General features: G+C 46.0%; 21 protein-coding genes. 20 read left to right on the forward strand and 1 reads right to left on the reverse strand.

What is annotated here, in order from left to right; translation table 11 throughout:
* Nucleotides 1–2 precede the first annotated feature (2 nt).
* The 3 genes from OCV88_RS07265 to OCV88_RS07275 are packed head-to-tail and all read left to right on the forward strand — an operon-like array spanning nucleotide 3 to nucleotide 1,493.
* Nucleotides 3–320, forward strand: coding sequence for a hypothetical protein (locus OCV88_RS07265; RefSeq protein ID WP_029676883.1), 318 nt, complete (start codon nucleotides 3–5; stop codon nucleotides 318–320).
* On the forward strand, nucleotides 316–1,083 hold the full coding sequence (locus OCV88_RS07270; protein WP_262591003.1) for an FAD-dependent thymidylate synthase: 768 nt from the start codon (nucleotides 316–318) through the stop codon (nucleotides 1,081–1,083). The genes OCV88_RS07265 and OCV88_RS07270 overlap by 5 nt, the downstream gene beginning before the upstream one ends.
* The gene (locus OCV88_RS07275) at nucleotides 1,080–1,493 is read left to right on the forward strand and encodes a dUTP diphosphatase (RefSeq protein ID WP_158424855.1); all 414 of its coding nucleotides are present in this window, start codon (nucleotides 1,080–1,082) and stop codon (nucleotides 1,491–1,493) included. Before OCV88_RS07270 ends, OCV88_RS07275 begins: the two co-directional genes overlap by 4 nt.
* A gap of 119 nt (nucleotides 1,494–1,612) precedes the next feature.
* On the opposite strand, the gene OCV88_RS07280 is transcribed toward OCV88_RS07275, so the two are convergent.
* A complete protein-coding gene (locus OCV88_RS07280; protein WP_005361112.1) occupies nucleotides 1,613–1,927 on the reverse strand; it encodes a helix-turn-helix domain-containing protein in 315 nt (104 codons plus the stop codon).
* A gap of 150 nt (nucleotides 1,928–2,077) precedes the next feature.
* Between OCV88_RS07280 and OCV88_RS07285 the strand changes: the two genes are divergently transcribed.
* From OCV88_RS07285 to OCV88_RS07365, 17 genes are all read left to right on the forward strand, one after another.
* Nucleotides 2,078–2,587 carry an SLOG family protein gene (locus OCV88_RS07285; RefSeq protein ID WP_025577925.1) on the forward strand — a complete coding sequence of 170 codons (510 nt, stop codon included), beginning with the start codon at nucleotides 2,078–2,080 and terminating at the stop codon, nucleotides 2,585–2,587.
* Nucleotides 2,588–2,652: 65 nt separating this feature from the next.
* The gene (locus OCV88_RS07290; RefSeq protein ID WP_081017347.1) at nucleotides 2,653–2,778 is read left to right on the forward strand and encodes a DUF3789 domain-containing protein; all 126 of its coding nucleotides are present in this window, start codon (nucleotides 2,653–2,655) and stop codon (nucleotides 2,776–2,778) included.
* A 3-nt stretch (nucleotides 2,779–2,781) separates the two neighbouring features.
* Entirely contained in the window at nucleotides 2,782–4,890 is a 2,109-nt protein-coding gene (locus OCV88_RS07295; protein WP_158424856.1) for a DNA topoisomerase 3, read from the forward strand.
* Nucleotides 4,887–5,270: a hypothetical protein gene (locus tag OCV88_RS07300; protein ID WP_015542944.1), complete on the forward strand. Its 384-nt coding sequence runs from the start codon at nucleotides 4,887–4,889 to the stop codon at nucleotides 5,268–5,270. Before OCV88_RS07295 ends, OCV88_RS07300 begins: the two co-directional genes overlap by 4 nt.
* 5 nt (nucleotides 5,271–5,275) lie before the next feature.
* Complete coding sequence (locus OCV88_RS07305) at nucleotides 5,276–5,644, forward strand: cysteine-rich VLP protein (protein WP_158424857.1); 369 nt, start codon at nucleotides 5,276–5,278, stop codon at nucleotides 5,642–5,644.
* A gap of 192 nt (nucleotides 5,645–5,836) precedes the next feature.
* Complete coding sequence (locus OCV88_RS07310) at nucleotides 5,837–6,430, forward strand: hypothetical protein (protein WP_442871277.1); 594 nt, start codon at nucleotides 5,837–5,839, stop codon at nucleotides 6,428–6,430.
* 13 nt (nucleotides 6,431–6,443) lie between these two features.
* On the forward strand, nucleotides 6,444–7,364 hold the full coding sequence (locus OCV88_RS07315; RefSeq protein ID WP_158424858.1) for a DUF4316 domain-containing protein: 921 nt from the start codon (nucleotides 6,444–6,446) through the stop codon (nucleotides 7,362–7,364).
* Entirely contained in the window at nucleotides 7,364–8,062 is a 699-nt protein-coding gene (locus OCV88_RS07320; RefSeq protein WP_015542941.1) for a hypothetical protein, read from the forward strand. Before OCV88_RS07315 ends, OCV88_RS07320 begins: the two co-directional genes overlap by 1 nt.
* The gene (locus tag OCV88_RS07325; RefSeq protein WP_005361131.1) at nucleotides 8,059–8,403 is read left to right on the forward strand and encodes a plasmid mobilization protein; all 345 of its coding nucleotides are present in this window, start codon (nucleotides 8,059–8,061) and stop codon (nucleotides 8,401–8,403) included. Before OCV88_RS07320 ends, OCV88_RS07325 begins: the two co-directional genes overlap by 4 nt.
* An 85-nt stretch (nucleotides 8,404–8,488) precedes the next feature.
* Complete coding sequence (locus OCV88_RS07330; RefSeq protein ID WP_005361132.1) at nucleotides 8,489–8,779, forward strand: CD1845 family protein; 291 nt, start codon at nucleotides 8,489–8,491, stop codon at nucleotides 8,777–8,779.
* Nucleotides 8,780–8,867: 88 nt separating this feature from the next.
* Nucleotides 8,868–10,277 (forward strand): relaxase/mobilization nuclease domain-containing protein, encoded by a 1,410-nt coding sequence (locus tag OCV88_RS07335; RefSeq protein ID WP_158424997.1) that lies wholly within the window; start codon nucleotides 8,868–8,870, stop codon nucleotides 10,275–10,277.
* 241 nt (nucleotides 10,278–10,518) lie between these two features.
* The gene (locus tag OCV88_RS07340; RefSeq protein ID WP_082907428.1) at nucleotides 10,519–11,505 is read left to right on the forward strand and encodes a helix-turn-helix domain-containing protein; all 987 of its coding nucleotides are present in this window, start codon (nucleotides 10,519–10,521) and stop codon (nucleotides 11,503–11,505) included.
* Between the two features lie 170 nt (nucleotides 11,506–11,675).
* Complete coding sequence (locus tag OCV88_RS07345) at nucleotides 11,676–12,635, forward strand: ABC transporter permease (RefSeq protein ID WP_067536909.1); 960 nt, start codon at nucleotides 11,676–11,678, stop codon at nucleotides 12,633–12,635.
* Nucleotides 12,632–13,450 (forward strand): ABC transporter permease, encoded by an 819-nt coding sequence (locus tag OCV88_RS07350; protein WP_067536912.1) that lies wholly within the window; start codon nucleotides 12,632–12,634, stop codon nucleotides 13,448–13,450. The genes OCV88_RS07345 and OCV88_RS07350 overlap by 4 nt, the downstream gene beginning before the upstream one ends.
* Nucleotides 13,410–14,219 carry an ATP-binding cassette domain-containing protein gene (locus OCV88_RS07355; protein WP_308170321.1) on the forward strand — a complete coding sequence of 270 codons (810 nt, stop codon included), beginning with the start codon at nucleotides 13,410–13,412 and terminating at the stop codon, nucleotides 14,217–14,219. Before OCV88_RS07350 ends, OCV88_RS07355 begins: the two co-directional genes overlap by 41 nt.
* The gene (locus OCV88_RS07360; protein ID WP_158424859.1) at nucleotides 14,216–14,980 is read left to right on the forward strand and encodes an ABC transporter ATP-binding protein; all 765 of its coding nucleotides are present in this window, start codon (nucleotides 14,216–14,218) and stop codon (nucleotides 14,978–14,980) included. The genes OCV88_RS07355 and OCV88_RS07360 overlap by 4 nt, the downstream gene beginning before the upstream one ends.
* Before the next feature lie 53 nt (nucleotides 14,981–15,033).
* Complete coding sequence (locus OCV88_RS07365) at nucleotides 15,034–16,677, forward strand: nickel ABC transporter substrate-binding protein (protein ID WP_067536924.1); 1,644 nt, start codon at nucleotides 15,034–15,036, stop codon at nucleotides 16,675–16,677.
* The last annotated feature ends 104 nt before the right edge of the window (nucleotides 16,678–16,781 follow it).

A 16,781-nucleotide genomic window follows, 5' to 3' on the forward strand; every position in this document is an offset into this window, starting at 1 on the left:
ATATTACGCAAAATGAAGTCAATGCCGTTTTTGACGAACAGGTGCGGCTCTGTGCTGATACCTTGAAACGGAAAACCAAAGAATACACCGGGGATGACCCGGACCGGCTGGGTGCATTTAAGGCAGCGGCAGCTTTACAGCACACAACGCCCCAGCGTGCCCTTGCCGGTATGCTGGCAAAGCATATTGTTTCTCTATACGATATGTGCTTTGCCGAAGAAGTGGTTTATCCGATGGACACATGGGACGAAAAGATCACAGACAGTCTTAACTATCTGTTCTTACTGAAAGCGATTGTAAAGGAGGGACATACCAATTAAACAGATTGAAGTAAAAATTTTGAACTGCCAGGCGGTAGCGGAAGCAGAAAAAAACATGGTCTTTGCGGCAAGGCTTACCCAGCAGGGACATAAGATTGCCTCAATGGACGACCTGATGGAGCTCTACGAAAAATCATTCAGCGTTCAGACAGTAGCAGCTATGGGGGCGCTTCCCCATCCTACCATCCAGAAATTTGCGGTGATCACGGTAGCCATTGTCGGCGCCAGCAGGCGTTTTCTGGCGCAGATCACCCGCCACCAGAACGAAGTAAAATTTATGAGTGCATCGCTGCAGTACAGCAACTATACGGGACAGGCGGATTTCGCTGTCCCGTATTCTATTATGACGGCTTCGGCAGTGGTACGGGAACTGTACTTAAAAAGCTGTAATGAAAGCATGAAATGTTATGAAGCCCTGTGCACTGCCGGAAGCGGGCACGATGCGGCCGGCTATGCCACGCCCCAGGGATTGCGGAATGTACTGCTCATCAGCGCCACCCCTTATCAGTGGAAACATATCATCAGCCAGCGGGTATGCCGGAGAAATACAGATGAAACAAGGATCGTGCTGCTAAAGGTCTGGAAAGAACTTTATGAACTAAGCCCTACTTTGTTTGCCCCATCACTGACCGGGCCTTTTTGTCAGATGGATCGATGTCTGGAAGGGAAAATGACCTGCGGACGAAAACTGCAGGCAAATATGACGCCAGAGGATATTTTGGAAAAAGATTATCCTGCTCTTTGGGAAGGAGACTGCCGATGAAAATAAAACTGATCGACTTTGGCGTACCGGAGCACCAGCGTCCTTACCGTCCGCATGGCAATGATGCCGGAGCGGATGTTTATCTGCCCTATGACTGTACCTTACAGCCCGGAGAAATCGCCAAAATTCCTTTGGGTTTTGGACTGGAAATACCGGATGGATATGCGGGATATATCTTTCCCCGTACCAGCATGGCGGTAAAAGGTCTGGTCTGTGCACTGCCGCCTGTGGATTCCGGCTACCGTGGAGAGATCCATGCGATCATCAGCAATGTAAGCAATCAGGCGCAGTCTCTTTTTAAGGGAGCCCGTATCGGGCAGCTTGTGATCACGCCGATCGTCATTGCGGATTTTGTAACCGATCTGGGAACAGAACGAGGAACCGGCAGCTTTGGCAGTACCGGCGAATAGAAAAAGGCTGTTTGGAGAACAGTTTTTGAATACTTATCGGTATAGGGAGCGGACATTTCGAGAACATTATAAAATATAATAAAGAAAGTCACGAAAAAAGCGGCCATTACCGTGACCGCTTACTTTCTGCTATTGAGTTCTTTCATAATACCGAGGATATATTGCATGGATTGAGGATCAAGCTGTCTTGCCTCTGCAATGAATTCCTTTAAGGTTTCCGGGTAGGTATTTCCTTCATCAAAGAATTCCTGCGGTGTCACACCCAGATATTCGCAGATGTAGAAAAAAGACTGCATAGCGGGAAGTGACTTTTTATTCTCAATATTATTGATGTAGTTGTTTGCCTGACCTAACGATAAAGACATATCGCGTGCGGAAACTCCTTTTTGTGTCCGCAGCTTCGCTAATCGTTCCGGGACAAAATCTTCATACATCGCCTTCACCTCCCATTCTGTAATAGATTGTACCTCACGCCCCCTTTATTATCCGCAAAAGGAAAAAGGGTATTATCGTTGACTTGCTAAATTAAATCTATTACTATATGAAAAGTGAAGAATTTTACCTATCAGATGGAGGGATGACCGATGAAAGGAAAAACTTGCTGTGTTACCGGACACAGGGATTTACCGCAGAATGAGATCAACAAAATAAAAACAGCCTTGGCACATGAGATCGATGCTGCTGTTACAGATGGGTTCACCTGTTTTATGAGCGGTTTTGCAGATGGCGTAGACCAGTATTTTGTGGAGCTGGTGCTGGAAAGAAAGCAGACCACCCCGGCACTGGAGCTGATCGCAGTGATCCCTTACCGCAAGCGTCTGGACAGCCTAAATAAGAAAACAAGAACCCGTGAACTGCTGGAGGCTTGTGCGGATGTTGTTGTGATACAGGAAAAATATCTCCCAAGCGTCTACTCCCACAGAAATCGTTATATGGTGGAACACTCCGACCGAGTGATCGCTGTATATGACGGACGGGAAACCGGAGGTACAGCAAAGACGATCCGCTTTACCCATCGGATGAAGAAGGAACTGCGGGAAATCCCAGTTGGAGAAATCGTCCTGCCGGATCACTTGAAACCAAAAACAAAATAGATACCTGTTGATGCGCTCACTTTGAAGTGGGCGTTTTTCTTTACCCATTTTTAGGAGGAATGCTTATGTGGAACCTGATTTCACATTTCCTTACCTTTGCCGGAGGAATGGCTTCCGGCGTTATGTTGATGTGTCTTATGCAAACCGGAAAACTTGCGGATAAAGAATTTGAAACTATGAAGGAGGAATAAAAATTGAAACTTGTGATTGCAGAAAAGCCCTCTGTTGCTATGTCACTGGCAGCAGTATTAGGCGCAACGGAAAGAAAAGACGGTTATCTCGAGGGTTCCGGCTATCTGGTGAGCTGGTGCGTGGGACATCTTTTGGAACTGGCACAGCCGGAGGCTTACAAAGAACAGTACGCCAAATGGCGGTATGAGGATCTTCCGATCCTACCGGAAAACTGGAAATATGAAGTGCCAAAGGATAAGAAAACGCAGCTTGCCCTTTTGTGCCGATTGATGAAGGACAAACGGGTGGATTCCGTGGTATGCGCTACGGATGCCGGACGAGAAGGAGAACTGATCTTCCGTCTGGTCTATGAATATGCCGGATGTAAAAAGCCTATGGAGCGCCTTTGGATTTCCAGTATGGAGGATGCGGCGATCCGTGAGGGCTTTGACCATCTCCACCCCGGCAGTGATTACGATAAGCTCTATGATGCGGCGGTCTGCCGGGCAGGAGCCGACTGGCTGATCGGGATCAATGCCACCCGGCTTTTTTCTGTCCTGTATGGTGTCACCCTAAATGTCGGCCGTGTTATGTCACCGACACTGGCACTTTTGGTACAGCGTGAGTCGGATATTGAATCCTTCATCAGTAAGCCTTTTTATGTGCCGGAAATCACCTGCGGAGGTTTTACTGCTTCCGGCGAAAAAATGACGGAACGATCCGAGGCTGAAAAAATCCGTATGGACTGTGACCACAACTCCGCTTTTGTGCGTTCTGTGGAAAAGCAGGTAAAAACTATACAGCCTCCCCGCCTTTATGACCTTACAACTCTGCAAAGGGAATGTAACCGTATTTATGGCTATACGGCTCAACAGACCCTTGATTATGTGCAATCTCTCTATGAAAAGAAGCTGGCAACCTATCCGAGAACGGACAGCCAGTATTTGACGAAGGACATGCAGGCAACCGCCGCTTCCCTGATCCTGTGGCTGCGTGACAATATGATCTTTGGAAAAGGCTACGCCGGAGAGCCGGACATTGACCGGGTAACAGATGACAGCAAAGTGACTGACCACCATGCCATTATCCCAACTGTGGAAATCGCACGGACAGACCTGTCAGAGCTTCCTTCCGGGGAGCGGGATGTGCTTACCCTGCTTGCCGTCAGACTGCTTTGTGCCACAACGCAGGTACACCGATTTGAAGCGGTCACCGCTATATTGGACTGCCAGGGATATACTTTTACGGCAAAAGGAAAGACTATTTTACAGTCCGGCTGGAAAGAGGTGGAACGGATTCACCGTATGAGTATCAGGCAGAGTGAAACGGAACACAAAGAAAATGAAGCTGTCGCTCTCCCTGTGCTGCAGGAAGGACAGACTTTTGAAGCTGTATCAGCAAGTCTCCGTGAAGGGAAAACTTCACCGCCGAAACACTATACGGAGGACACACTGCTGTCCGCTATGGAGACTGCCGGTGCGGAAGATATGCCGGAAGATGCCGAGCGTAAAGGATTGGGTACTCCGGCTACCCGTGCGGCAACACTGGAAAAGCTGGTTTCTGCCGGATTTGTACAGCGAAAGAAAAAGCAGCTCATTCCTACGGAAAAAGGAAAGAACCTGATCGCAGTCCTGCCGGACAATATCAAATCTCCCATCTTAACTGCAGAATGGGAATCCATGCTGAAACAAGTGGAACATGGCGAACTGTCGGCAACATCTTTTATGGATCAGATTGCAGATATGAGCCGGACGCTGGTAAAAGAACATACTACCCCGGAAGAACGTTTTGCGGATCTGTTTCCTTCTTCCAAAGGAACTGCACACGAAGCCGTGGGGGTATGTCCCCGCTGCGGTGCCCCGGTATTTGAAGGAAAGAAAGGTTTTTTCTGCGGCAACAGGGAATGTTCTTTTGCTCTTTGGAAAGATAACCGTTTCTTTTCCAGCAAGAAAAAATCTATCACAAAGTCTGTGGCAGCGGCTCTTTTGAAAGAGGGCCGCATTTCTATGTCCGGGCTTTACAGTGAAAAAACAGGAAGGACCTATGATGCGGAAGTGATCCTGGATGATACCGGCGGTAAATATGTGAATTTCAAGCTGGAATTTCCCGTAAAGAAAGGCAGGCGCAAATGATTGATCGAAAAACCTTTGAATATGGAGGTTATCACTTCACGCCCATACGAAAATTTTACAAAAAAGAAGGCGACTTTTTCGCCATATCGAAACGGCTGGCAAGTGACCCCAACTTAGGGCTGTGTACCTATCAGGAGCGGCAAAAGGTACCCTTTGATTATAGAGGGTTTTATGCTGTTTCAACTGACAAAGAATGTGATATTTTCCGCTGCGAAGAAAATGGCTTGTTGTATGTACCGGGAAAAAACGAACTTTTTATTTACCATGAACCAAAACAGAAAAAGCGGAACTCTATCGCCGATGCCCTTTCACAGTCCAGGAATGTTACTGATGCAACCGGAATTTCCGGCGGCAGACAAAGCAGTGACCCGGAAAGGTAGGCATTATGGCAGAGAGGGAATTAAAACGCTCGGAGCAGTCTGCAATCCGAAAGCTGGTTACAGAGCTTTGCGCCAACTATGACTCTCAGGATAAGATCTGCCTTCCCCTGGACAGCCCTTGCTACATGCTGAATAAATGGTGGACCGGTGCTTATTGCCGGTACTTTGAAAAAGCGGTGTTGCCGGTGGATGCAGCACTGGAATCAGCCATTACCGGCGGGGACACCTCCATGAGACAGAAAATATGCTCTGTGTGTGGAAAATCATATCTTCCTATAACCAGCCAGGCATATTGCTCCGATGCCTGCCGGGTCTATGCAAGACGGAAATCCGAGCGGAAACGCAAACGCCGGCAGCGGCAAAACCAACCATGATATGTCCGCAACTTAGCCCCAAAAGTCCTTGATTTTCAATGGCTATTCGCATCTGTTTTTAAGGGAGCTGTATAAGAATACTCCGGTGCTTTGAAATGAGGTTAAGTTGCGGACAAAACTTATATTTTAACAAAAACGATAGGAGGCGATTTTTTGAATATCAACACGATTACTGCAGAGGATCTTCGCCGTATGCCGGATAAGGAAGGACTGATTTTACAGGGCTGCGGCGGAGATCTGACAGAATGGGTGGACGGGATCAACGAAATGCTGACAAATGCAGGCATATTGAAAGATGGCAGCCAGTTTGAAAATGTGTTTGCTTTTCAGCACGGAGAACTGACCTGTCTGCTTTACCCTTTTGATGATGTGAAACTGGATATAGGGAAACTTGCCCTGTGGCGTTTACAGACCCATGAAGTCTATGGCGGCACATGGCTGTCGGACTTTGTGCCGAATTATTTAGGCGGATTTATAGAAACACCGGAACCATTGGCAGATAAACCGGACTGCCCTCTGATCGGAGCAGATGGGAACATTTTTAATCTGCTTGGTATTGCTTCCCGTACTTTGCGGGAGCATGGTCTAAAAGAACAGGCAAAAGAAATGTCTGACCGGGTATTTGCTTCCGGCAGTTATGGAGAAGCGCTCTGTATCATTGGCGAATATGTCAACATCACAGATTCCGAACCGGAGCATAAGAATTCTCTCCGTCAGCAGCTAAAGGCAACAAAACCGGCAGACCCAGTAAAAAAGCAACAAACTTCCAAACAGCAGGAACGATAAGGAGGGATGCGAAATGGAAAGGAAACGGACCTATGGTGTATGGGCAGTACGAAGCAGCACTTCTATTTTCGGACCGGCACAAAGCTGGTGCAAGGAAAATGGAAAACCGTTGGGGTTTGATAGCAAAGCCGACGCTGAAAACTATGCAAAGGAAGCCAACGAGCATACGACAGCAAATGTCCGATACTATGTGAAAGAAAAAGAACCGGAACCCGGCGCTGTTCGGAAAGGAACATCTCAACCGGAACTGGATGCGCGCAGCCATGAAGAAGTAATACCAAGAAATGATGCAGCGGAAAAACAAAACGAGATTCCGGGCCGACAGATTCCTTCTCAAACAGATCCGCTGGTAGAAATCCGCTCTGCGGTCCATAGTAATTACGCGGGTATGGTCGCTATGCTGGGTGCGGACAACCGTGTGTATTTGGGGCGTGAGGAACGTTGCCATTACCAGGATATGCAGCCATCTTACTATGACAATCAGGACGGTTCCCTGTGTTTTGTCTGTGATCAGCCCGATATGTATTATTTTCTTTATGGAGAAGGCTGGGCGCATACCCAGACGGAAATGTTGGAACGAGGGCTTACCTTGCGCCAGTATGAAGAATTTGCGAGACTGCAAAATGGGGTCCTTGCACAGTTTACCACCCAAAGAGAAATTCTGTTTGCCGGACAGCCGTTTCAGGCGCCGGAAAGTTATCTTCGCAATGCGGAACTTTATGAGGAAGGACAAACCGGGAACTACAATATGCTGGATGGCAGGCTGAACAACGAACCTCCTGTGCGCCCGGATCTGACAGACGGACAGACGGATGAAGAAATCCGGGAGCTGGTGCCGGAAGCAAAGCCGTCTTTGATGGACCGTTTGAAAGCAGACAAACCGGAGCATGAAGCAAGGCAGATGATCCCTCCTGTGTCGGAAAGGGAACGCTGATGGCCGGGGTAAGATTTGAGGATGTAGATCTTTTGGGTGCTCTTTCCCGTATCGTAGATCTTCATACCCAACATTATAAAGAGGACTTTGACCTGGATAAGGAACTGATTTCAAAACTGGCTGTGTCAGACCGTTCAGAGGATAAACAGCTTCTTTGGATGTCACGCCCTTGCGGAACCTATACCCTGCGCGAACGGGAAGTTTATCTGGATGGAAGCCATGAAAATAAAGTGTGGCGGTTTTACCAGGAACAGACAAATGATCCCGTTTTGGCTTATGCCATCTCTTTGAAAGAAGTCAGGGACGGAAAAATATTTGGCAATCTCTATCCGCTAAATTATAGAGAACATGTGGAACGGATGAAAAAGCTGACCTGTCCAATCGGAAATGTAGCCGTTGCATTTGCGGATGGAAATGTTATCACGATTCCCTATCAGGAACGGAGACAGCTTATGAACCGGTTTATGCCAGAGCATGGAGCCCCTAAAACAATGACTTATCTGCCGGAAAATGAGCCGGAGCTGATGATGATTCTAAAACGGGAACGCTTCAAACGCAGCTATCATGCGACAGCCGGAAATCTGGAGGAATATCTTGATAAGCTGGAAAAGACCACCCTGCGGGAAAAACTCAAAAGAGCAAAGACGGTGGTTTCAACACAGGAGGTCTCATCTCATAAAAGAGGGTTGGAACGATGAAGGGCGGGCATAACAAAAAATCCGTCCGCGTCGAATTTGTCATGTCCGAACCGGAGGCCGAACTGGTAAAAGAACGCATGGCGGAACTTGGCATTACCAACCTGTCGGCATATCTGCGAAAGATGGCCGTAGACGGTTACATCATTCACCTTGATATGGGAGATATTCAGGAAATGATCCGGCTTCTCCGCATTTGTTCCAATAACTTAAACCAATATACCAGACGGGCCAATGAGACCGGCAATATTTATGCCGCAGATATAGATGACATCCGCACCCGTCTGGACAGCCTTTGGGATGGCATGGACAAACTGATCCGGGGATTTGCAAACATTTCATAAACAGCCGGAAAGCCGTTGCTTTCTTTTTGCCGTCACGGTAAAATTTTTATAAGGGCAGATGCCCTTCTGAAAGGAGGCAAAGCGTATGCGTTTGATAGGTAAATTACTGGCACTTCCCTTTATGCTGGTTACGGGGATTCTTTATCTGGTATGTAAATTTTTAGTGGTTCTTTCCGGTGCGGTACTTGGGATTCTTTCTGGGATCATCTTTCTGGCGGCATTGGTGCTGTTCTTTGTCGCAGGATTTTTGCCGGGTCTTGCATGGCTTATGATCGCCTTTCTTATCAGTCCATACGGTCTGCCTCTGGCGGCTGCATGGCTGGTAGGGATCATTGGCGGGGCAAACAGTGCCTTAAAGGATTTTATATTTGGTTAAGCAGATTTGGCGGGGCGCATAGGCAGCCCCGCTCTTTTTCTGCAATTATAACTTCTCTGATTGGAATTAAGTTAAGGAGGTGACGAAAATAGCGACCACAAGACTGATGCCTCTGCATGTAGGAAAAGGTCGGAATATCTCTACTGCGATCTCAGATATTATTGATTATGTAGAAAATCCGCAGAAAACCGATTTTGGAAAATTCATTTATGGCTATGAGTGTGATACCCGGCTTGCTGATGCAGAGTTTCTTCTGTCCAAACGACAGTATGCAAATCTGACCGGCAGAAATCAGGGTGCAGATGATGTGATCGCCTACCATCTCCGTCAGGCATTTAAGCCCGGCGAAGTTACGCCAGAAGAAGCTAATCAGATCGGCAGGGATCTGGCACTGAAGCTCACAAAAGGAAACCATGCCTTTGTTGTCTGCACCCATGTGGATAAGCACCATGTCCATAATCACATCATTATCAACTCTACTACACTGGACTGTCAGAAAAAATTTCGCAACTTCTGGGGCTCTACCTGGGCAATCCGGCGAATGAATGACAAGCTGTGTTTGGAGCATGGACTTTCGATTGTAGAAAATCCGAAACCCAGCCGGGAGCATTATGGCACATGGCTGGGAAATAAAAAGCAGCCTTCCTTTCAGGAGCAGATACGCATTGCTATTGATGCTGCATTAGAGGAAAAGCCAAAAGATTTTGAGGAACTTCTACAGAAGCTGGAAACTGCTGGGCTGGAAGTCAACCGTGAAAGAAAACATCTTCGGTTCCGAGTTCCGGGACAAGAAAATTATACCCGATGCGATACGCTCAAAGGCGATTATACAGAACAGGCCATCAAAAAACGGATTGCCGGTACACGGACAGTAAAACCCCGCCATGCCTTTTCTAAAAAAACGGTTTCCAAAGTTGGATTGCTGGTTGATATTGAAGCTGCAATCCGTTCCGGCAAGGGGCCTGGTTATGAGCGCTGGGCAAAAGTGTTCAATCTAAAGCAGCTTTCTCAGGCAGTGCTCTATTTAAAAGAACATGGCGATATGGGTTATGAGGATCTTCTGGAAAAAGCCAACGCCACTACCACTAATTTCAATACCTTATCCGTTCAGATCAAAGATCTGGAGTCAAGAATGAATGCCAATGCCGAGCTGCAAAAGCAGATCGTAAACTATGCGAAAACGAGGGCTGTCTATGTAGAATATCGCAAAGCCGGGTACAGCAAAAAATTCCGAACAGCACATGAGGCTGAAATTTTGTTGCACCAGGCGGCAAAGAATCATTTTGACGAGTTGGGAATCAAAAAGCTCCCCTCTGTCAAATCTCTCCGGGAGGAATACACCGACCTTCTGGAACAAAAACGGAAAGCCTATTCTGCCTATAAGCAGGCCAAAAATGATATGAAAGAACTTCATAATGTTCGGGCCAATGTGGAATATCTATTGGAGATTTCTTCCCCGCCACAACCGCAGCGCAGCACAGAAAAATCCCGTCAATAAGGTTTGTCTGCTTTTCGCTTTCAGCGTTCCAACGGAATGCGCAGCCATTGCCACCGGCAATGATTTCAGGGGTTTGGGGATATGTCACCAACAAGCATTTAGCAGGAATTCCGGGAACGGGATTTCTGCTAAATACGCAATCTTACGTAAGATTGCATTGCTTGCCGATTTGCTAACACCTTGCATTTTTAATGAGGATGTAGTAGTATATATCGTGGTTAGTTGTGGCTAATCAAGAAGAATGAAATGGGGTGATTTGATGGAAGCGGCGATGAAACAATCACAGCTTCACGATATATATTTTCCTGAAAAAAAAGAAAAAAGTGCAAATTTGATTCTTCAACAAAGCACAGATACCGGAACCGGAGAAATGACCTGTTATGATGTGGCCCCTGGAATACAGATAACATATAATCATCTCAATATGGATTCCTGCTATCAACCTTTAATTCCGAAAGAGGATTTTCTTCAAATCGATCACTGTCTGGAAGGATGCTATGAGTGTGAATTGGCCGGTGGCTCTGTTAGCTTTTTAGGTGAAGGAGATTTATCGGTTAGTAATCTTTGTAAAGGGCAACAGTTATTTGTTGGTTCAAGGATTCCGTTAAAAAAATATCGTGGTATTACTGTTCTCTTAGAAATGGAAGGAGCTCAAAAGACCCTCAATACAGATTTTCGGCAAGGAGATATTAACCTGCAGCAAATCCGTGATACTCTATGTGGTGATGGACGTTCTCTTTTGATTAAGTCTAAGCATGAAATAGATCATATTTTCAGCGAACTTTATCGGGTGGATGAGAGAATCCGGATTCCGTATTTCTGGATTAAAGTGATCGAACTTTTGCTGTTTTTAAGCCTATTGGATGCCAGCTATGTGAAAAAACCCCGACAGTTTTCTGAGGATGTTTCCAAAGGGACACAACAAGCATACCAATATATCATTGAGAACCCTTTTTCCAAAATAACGATCTCTCAACTGGCAGAGATGTTCCATGTGGCAGAATCCAGCATGAAGCGGTGTTTTACTTCTATCGCTGGCAACTCGATAGGTACCTTTATGAAAATAAAGCGTATGGAGGCTGCTGCGGAACTGCTTGTTTCCGAACCACAGCTTAGTATCTGCGAAGTAGCCGAGGCTGCCGGATATGAAAATCAAAGCAAGTTTTCCGCCGCTTTTAAGTCAATTATGGGCGTTACTCCGTTTGCATATCGCTGCAAATCGTGGTGAGCTAATTGGATTAAAAATTCACCCGCTTGGTTATAGAAGCCACCCTTTTCGGCCTGCTATAATTAACAATAGCCGGTGGCAATAAGAGTTAATGAAAGAGCCGCAGTGTTGCGGCTCTTTTTCAAAGTCATGGGTTAGGCGTTGCTAACTATATAAAGAAAGCGAGTGACATGGATGTGTTAAACAAGGGAAGTATTGGGAGAAGAATTTTGAAACGCCTCGTTAGTTTTATCATCGTGATCTGGGGCGTTGTAACTTTAAGTTTCTGCTTGCAGGTGTTTACTGGCACGGATCCAGCGGAAATGATTGTAAGGAAAAACAGTATTTTTGCTACAGAGGAACAAATTCAAGCAGTGAGGGAACAGCTTGGTTTGGATGCGCCGTTCCACGAAAGATATTTTGACTACATAACCGGTGTGGCAACTGGTGATCTGGGCACTGCCATTACAAACAGGCAGCCGGTGATTGAAAACATAAAAGCTGCCCTGCCAGTCACTTGTACTGTCATAGTCATGGCAATGGCGTGGGTAATTTTGTTTACAGTCATCCTATCGGCGATTTCGGTGATACGGAAGAATGGTATCTTTGACAATGTAACGCGGATTATCTGTATCATTGGAATCTGCGTCCCAAGTTTTTGGCTGGCCCTTATTCTTTTGACGGCTTTCGCAGTGAACATTCCGATTTTTCATGTCATTGCAGATGGCAGCATAAAATCGCTGATACTACCCTCAATCGCTATGGCAGTGCCAATCATCTGTATATCGACAAGAGTGCTACGCGCCTCTGTTCTAAATGAACTTAAAAGCGATTATGTGCTTTATGCCAAAGCAAGGGGATTTTCTAATTCACAGATTGTTTTTGGAGAGGTTTTGCGTAACGCTCTGCCTGCGGCAATCACTTTATTCGCTCAATACTGTGCCGCATTGTTTGGAACATCTGCCTTGGTGGAAAGCGTGTTTTCCATTGATGGGCTTGGAATCTATCTGATGGAATCCTGCGAAAGCATGGATGTATATGGAATATCCGGGGCTATTTTGGTGTGTGCAGTTCTTTTCGTTCTATTTAATACAGTAGCAGACATCCTTTCCAGTATGATATGCCCGGCATATAGGAGGAAGCGTGTATGAAAAGAAAACCACAAATTATGATAGGAATCGCCTTAATTGCCCTCTTTGTAATATTGGCTGTTGCCGCTCCCATATTGGCACCCAATGATCCCAATGCAACAAATCTTGCCTTGAAAAATGCACCACCATCTGCCGAATACCCTTTGGGCTGCGACCAGATGGGACGGTGTGAATTGTCACGCCTGATTTATGGGGCAAGATACTCTCTCGGCCTGTCCATTCCTGTGTTGATTGTCATTGCGGCGATAACCCTTTTTGTTGGCTGTTATTCCAGCTATAAAGGCGGTATATTGGACGAAATCATGCGGCTGGTGTGCGATATTTTAATGGCTTTTCCTTTAATCGTCATTGCGATGTCGCTGGTTTCGGCTGTGGATGATTCGGTTGCCAGCATCATAATTGCGATTGGCATTTCCATGGCTTCATGGTTTTTGCGGATGGTACGTTCTTACGCAAAAACAGAGTGTGGAAAAGAATACATAGAAGCCTCCAAAATTTCCGGTGCCTCTAACTTTCGTATTGTGACCCGCCATTTGATTCCAAATGTGCTTCCACAGTTTATTGTTTATTTTACAACCGGAATTGCAACTGCGATTATGTCTGTTTCCAGTTTTGCATTTTTGGGGGTGGGTTTGATTGCAGGCACACCGGAATGGGGCGCCATGCTGGATGAAGCCAGAAGCAGCATTTACATCAATCCCAGCCTGATAATATACCCCGGTATCTGCTTGATTGTCTGCTGTGCCGGTTTCAATCTCTTGGGCGAAGGTCTGCGTGACAGGATTGGAAAGGAGGACGAAATCAGTGCCACTTGAAGTGAAAAAACTTACGATTTCTCTCCCCTCCGGTGAGCCTGTAGCAGAAAACATATCTTTTCAAATTGAAAAGGGAGAAATGCTTTCGATTGTCGGAAGTTCAGGTGCGGGAAAAACAACGATCTGCAAAGCGATTATGGGGTTGCTTGGTTCCGCTTACCAGGCTACGGGCCAGATTATTTTTCAAGGGATTGATCTTCTGGCCCTGCACAAAAAGGACCGAAAACAGATCTATGGGAAAGAAATATGTTTCATCATGCAAAATCCAATGACAGCTTTCAATCCTTCGATACGTGTAGGAAAGCAGTTGGAGAAAACCTATCGGCTGCACCATGATCGTTCTTCCAAAGCGGAAATGCACACTTTATTTGACAAAACTTTACGGCGGCTGGGGTTAGAGGATACAGACAGGATATTGAAAAGTTATCCTTTTGCCCTTTCCGGCGGCATGCTGCAGCGGTTGATGATAACTGCTGCGCTTATCAATGAACCGCAGATTTTAATTGCGGATGAAGCAACCACGGCTATTGATGCCTGTAATCGTATGGAGCTGATGAAGGAACTGAAAAAACTTTGCACAGAGGGTATGTCTGTACTCTTTGTTACCCACGATCTGCGTGCCGCCTCCTTTTCCGATCATTTGCTGATAATGAACCACGGAAAAGTAATTGAAGCTGGAAATACTCAGGAAATTATCAAGGCTCCCAAAGAAGAATATACCGCCTATCTCTTAGGTGCGTGCCGTTTAGAAAGGAGGGGTGACGATTGATTGAAACAAGAGATTTAAGCTGTACTTTTTCAGAAGGCTCGTTTTCACAAAACAGATTTACAGCGGTATCGCCGATCAGTGCCGTTTTCAAAAATGGAGGACGTTATGCGATTGTCGGTGAATCTGGCTCTGGGAAAACAACACTTGCACGGATGATTGCTGGACTGCAAAAACCGGATGGCGGAAATGTATATTTTGATAATATGCCGCTATATGGCAGGCGCTATAAAGCCCGGAAGGAACATTTTAAGAGAGTGCAGATTATCCAACAAAATTCCGCTTCGGCATTGGATCCAAAGATGTCTGTAGGAAAATCCATTGAGGAACCGCTGATCTGCTTTTTTGGTATGGACAAAGCGCGGCGGAAAAAGCGGTGCGAAGAATTGCTGACACTTTGTAATCTTCCGGTGTCCTACTATGCACGGCTTCCTTCGGAATTGTCCGGTGGTGAGCAAAAGCGTATTGCGATAGCACGAGCGTTGGCTGCGGAACCGGAGTGCTTAATTTTCGATGAAGCTACAAACGGTTTTGACCTGCCGCTTCGGAAAAAAATTGTGGAGGAAATCATTGATCTCCAAAAAGAGGTCGGCTTCACTTTGATTTTCATTACCCACGACATGGAACTTGCTGTAGTAGTGGCAGATGAAATTCTTGTGATGCGGAGTTCGAAACTGGTTGAGCAGGTCACTTTTTCCGGGGATCCTTCGGTATTTCAGCAGCCGTATAGCAAAGTGCTGTTAGAAGCCAGTGGAATTATTTAATTTGGAATCCAATGAATTTGGGTAAATAAAAATCAAGAAAGGAAAATCACACGATGAAATTCAAACGATTAGCGGCAGCTCTGCTGTCCGCAGCGATGGTTGTTTCCCTTGCGGCCTGCTCCAACAATAAGGAATCAGCAGAATCCGGTTCAGGGACAACAGGAACAGAGGCCGTACATGTTAATTTGGCTGAAAGCTGGGGATTTGAATATTTCTATACGATCCTCACTCCCGAAGTATCTTCCAGCCAGTACGATATTACCTATTACCTCACCAGTTTCTATGATACGCTGGTGACATACAATGAAAATAATGAACTGGTCGGATCTCTGGCCGAAGATTGGTCTATGAGTGATGACGGACTGGTGTATACCTTCCAGATCAGAGAAGGCGTTAAGTTTTCGGATGGCTCAGATCTGACCGCCGAAGATGTGGCAAAATCATTGATGGCTGTGCCTGTAAATCTCGGCCAGTATAACGGAGGGTATGGACGCCTTTCTACAATCATTGAAAGTGCCGAAGCCACCGGGGATTATACAGTAGAACTTCGGCTGACGCAGCCTTACTATAATACTTTGCGGGAACTTTGCCTTGCCAATCCTTTTGGTATTGTCTCCAGCGAGCAGTTGAATGATGATTTAACCGCTAAAGATACTTTTCGGACAGCCACCTATGGAACCGGCCCATATATGTACGAAGGGGACAATGATGGCCAGACATGGAATTTTGTACGCAATCCCAACTATTGGGGTGAAACACCGGAAGTAGATAGCTTTTCTATTAAGAGCATCCCTGATAATGATGCCAAGATTCTTGCGCTGAAAAATGGAGAAGTTGATTTTATATCCGGTATCAAAAATGTTTCTGCTGAAAGTTATGACGAAATCAGCCAGACCGAAGGCTTTGGAGCACAAATCGATGATAAGGCTTTGCAGACTTACTATGTGGGATATAACCTGAACGATACTGTTTTTGGCGATTCGGTTATCCGAAAGGCGATTGCCTCTGCTATTGATAAAGATGCCGTAGCAGACAGCATTTATGGTGGCTTGCATGATCGGGCAGACAGCTTTTTCTCCACAGACCTGCCGTATTGTGATTTGGAGCTTTCAGAGGCAACCTTTGATATTGATGCGGCAAATCAAATGTTGGATGAAGCTGGATATGTTGATACAGACGGTGACGGAATCCGGGAAAAGGATGGGGCAAATATTTCGGCTGCTTTCCTGTATCAGACCGGCTCTGCTTCGGACGATAACTTGGTTGTCTACATCTGCAATCAAGCACAGAAAATTGGCATTGAATTAACACCCCAGTCTGCCGCAATGATGGATTGGTATGCTATGGTTCAAAGCGGGGATTATGGTTTGACGGTATTCAAAACTCAAGGCGGTTTTTATGATCCGGCTAATGTTGTTACGAATATTAACCCTCAGACTTCCATGGATCCTATTGTGATGCTTTTAGGCTCCACCCAGCCGGAACTTGCGGATCTGGTTGCTGAATTGGATTCTTCTACCGATGAAACGAGGATTCAGGAAATTTATCAAACGATTTTAACAACAATCGCCGATGAAGAACTGACAACCCCTCTTGTATATATGCACCAACTGGCAATTTACAGCGATAAAATCACCGACTATACATTCCCTATGGATTCTAATTTTACATCCGTTCAAAACATAAAAGTAAACTGATTGCCTGTGGGAAAAGGCGGCTTTCGCCAGCCGCCTTTTCTTTCACCTTTTATCGTGAGCTGATTGGAGTAACAATATACCTGATAGGTCGTTGAATGTATATT

The organism is Brotonthovivens ammoniilytica (genome assembly GCF_025566885.1).
In the GTDB taxonomy this organism is placed as follows: domain Bacteria; phylum Bacillota; class Clostridia; order Lachnospirales; family Lachnospiraceae; genus Brotonthovivens; species Brotonthovivens ammoniilytica.

Bases quoted from the DNA above. Each gene is read 5' to 3' on its own strand.
- OCV88_RS07275 (WP_158424855.1), top strand. From the start codon at position 1,080: ATGAAAATAAAACTGATCGACTTTGGCGTACCGGAGCACCAGCGTCCT.
- OCV88_RS07280 (WP_005361112.1), bottom strand. From the start codon at position 1,927: ATGTATGAAGATTTTGTCCCGGAACGATTAGCGAAGCTGCGGACACAA.
- OCV88_RS07285 (WP_025577925.1), top strand. From the start codon at position 2,078: ATGAAAGGAAAAACTTGCTGTGTTACCGGACACAGGGATTTACCGCAG.
- OCV88_RS07290 (WP_081017347.1), top strand. From the start codon at position 2,653: ATGTGGAACCTGATTTCACATTTCCTTACCTTTGCCGGAGGAATGGCT.
- OCV88_RS07300 (WP_015542944.1), top strand. From the start codon at position 4,887: ATGATTGATCGAAAAACCTTTGAATATGGAGGTTATCACTTCACGCCC.
- OCV88_RS07305 (WP_158424857.1), top strand. From the start codon at position 5,276: ATGGCAGAGAGGGAATTAAAACGCTCGGAGCAGTCTGCAATCCGAAAG.
- OCV88_RS07310 (WP_442871277.1), top strand. From the start codon at position 5,837: ATGCCGGATAAGGAAGGACTGATTTTACAGGGCTGCGGCGGAGATCTG.
- OCV88_RS07315 (WP_158424858.1), top strand. From the start codon at position 6,444: ATGGAAAGGAAACGGACCTATGGTGTATGGGCAGTACGAAGCAGCACT.
- OCV88_RS07320 (WP_015542941.1), top strand. From the start codon at position 7,364: ATGGCCGGGGTAAGATTTGAGGATGTAGATCTTTTGGGTGCTCTTTCC.
- OCV88_RS07325 (WP_005361131.1), top strand. From the start codon at position 8,059: ATGAAGGGCGGGCATAACAAAAAATCCGTCCGCGTCGAATTTGTCATG.
- OCV88_RS07330 (WP_005361132.1), top strand. From the start codon at position 8,489: ATGCGTTTGATAGGTAAATTACTGGCACTTCCCTTTATGCTGGTTACG.
- OCV88_RS07340 (WP_082907428.1), top strand. From the start codon at position 10,519: ATGAAATGGGGTGATTTGATGGAAGCGGCGATGAAACAATCACAGCTT.
- OCV88_RS07345 (WP_067536909.1), top strand. From the start codon at position 11,676: ATGGATGTGTTAAACAAGGGAAGTATTGGGAGAAGAATTTTGAAACGC.
- OCV88_RS07350 (WP_067536912.1), top strand. From the start codon at position 12,632: ATGAAAAGAAAACCACAAATTATGATAGGAATCGCCTTAATTGCCCTC.
- OCV88_RS07365 (WP_067536924.1), top strand. From the start codon at position 15,034: ATGAAATTCAAACGATTAGCGGCAGCTCTGCTGTCCGCAGCGATGGTT.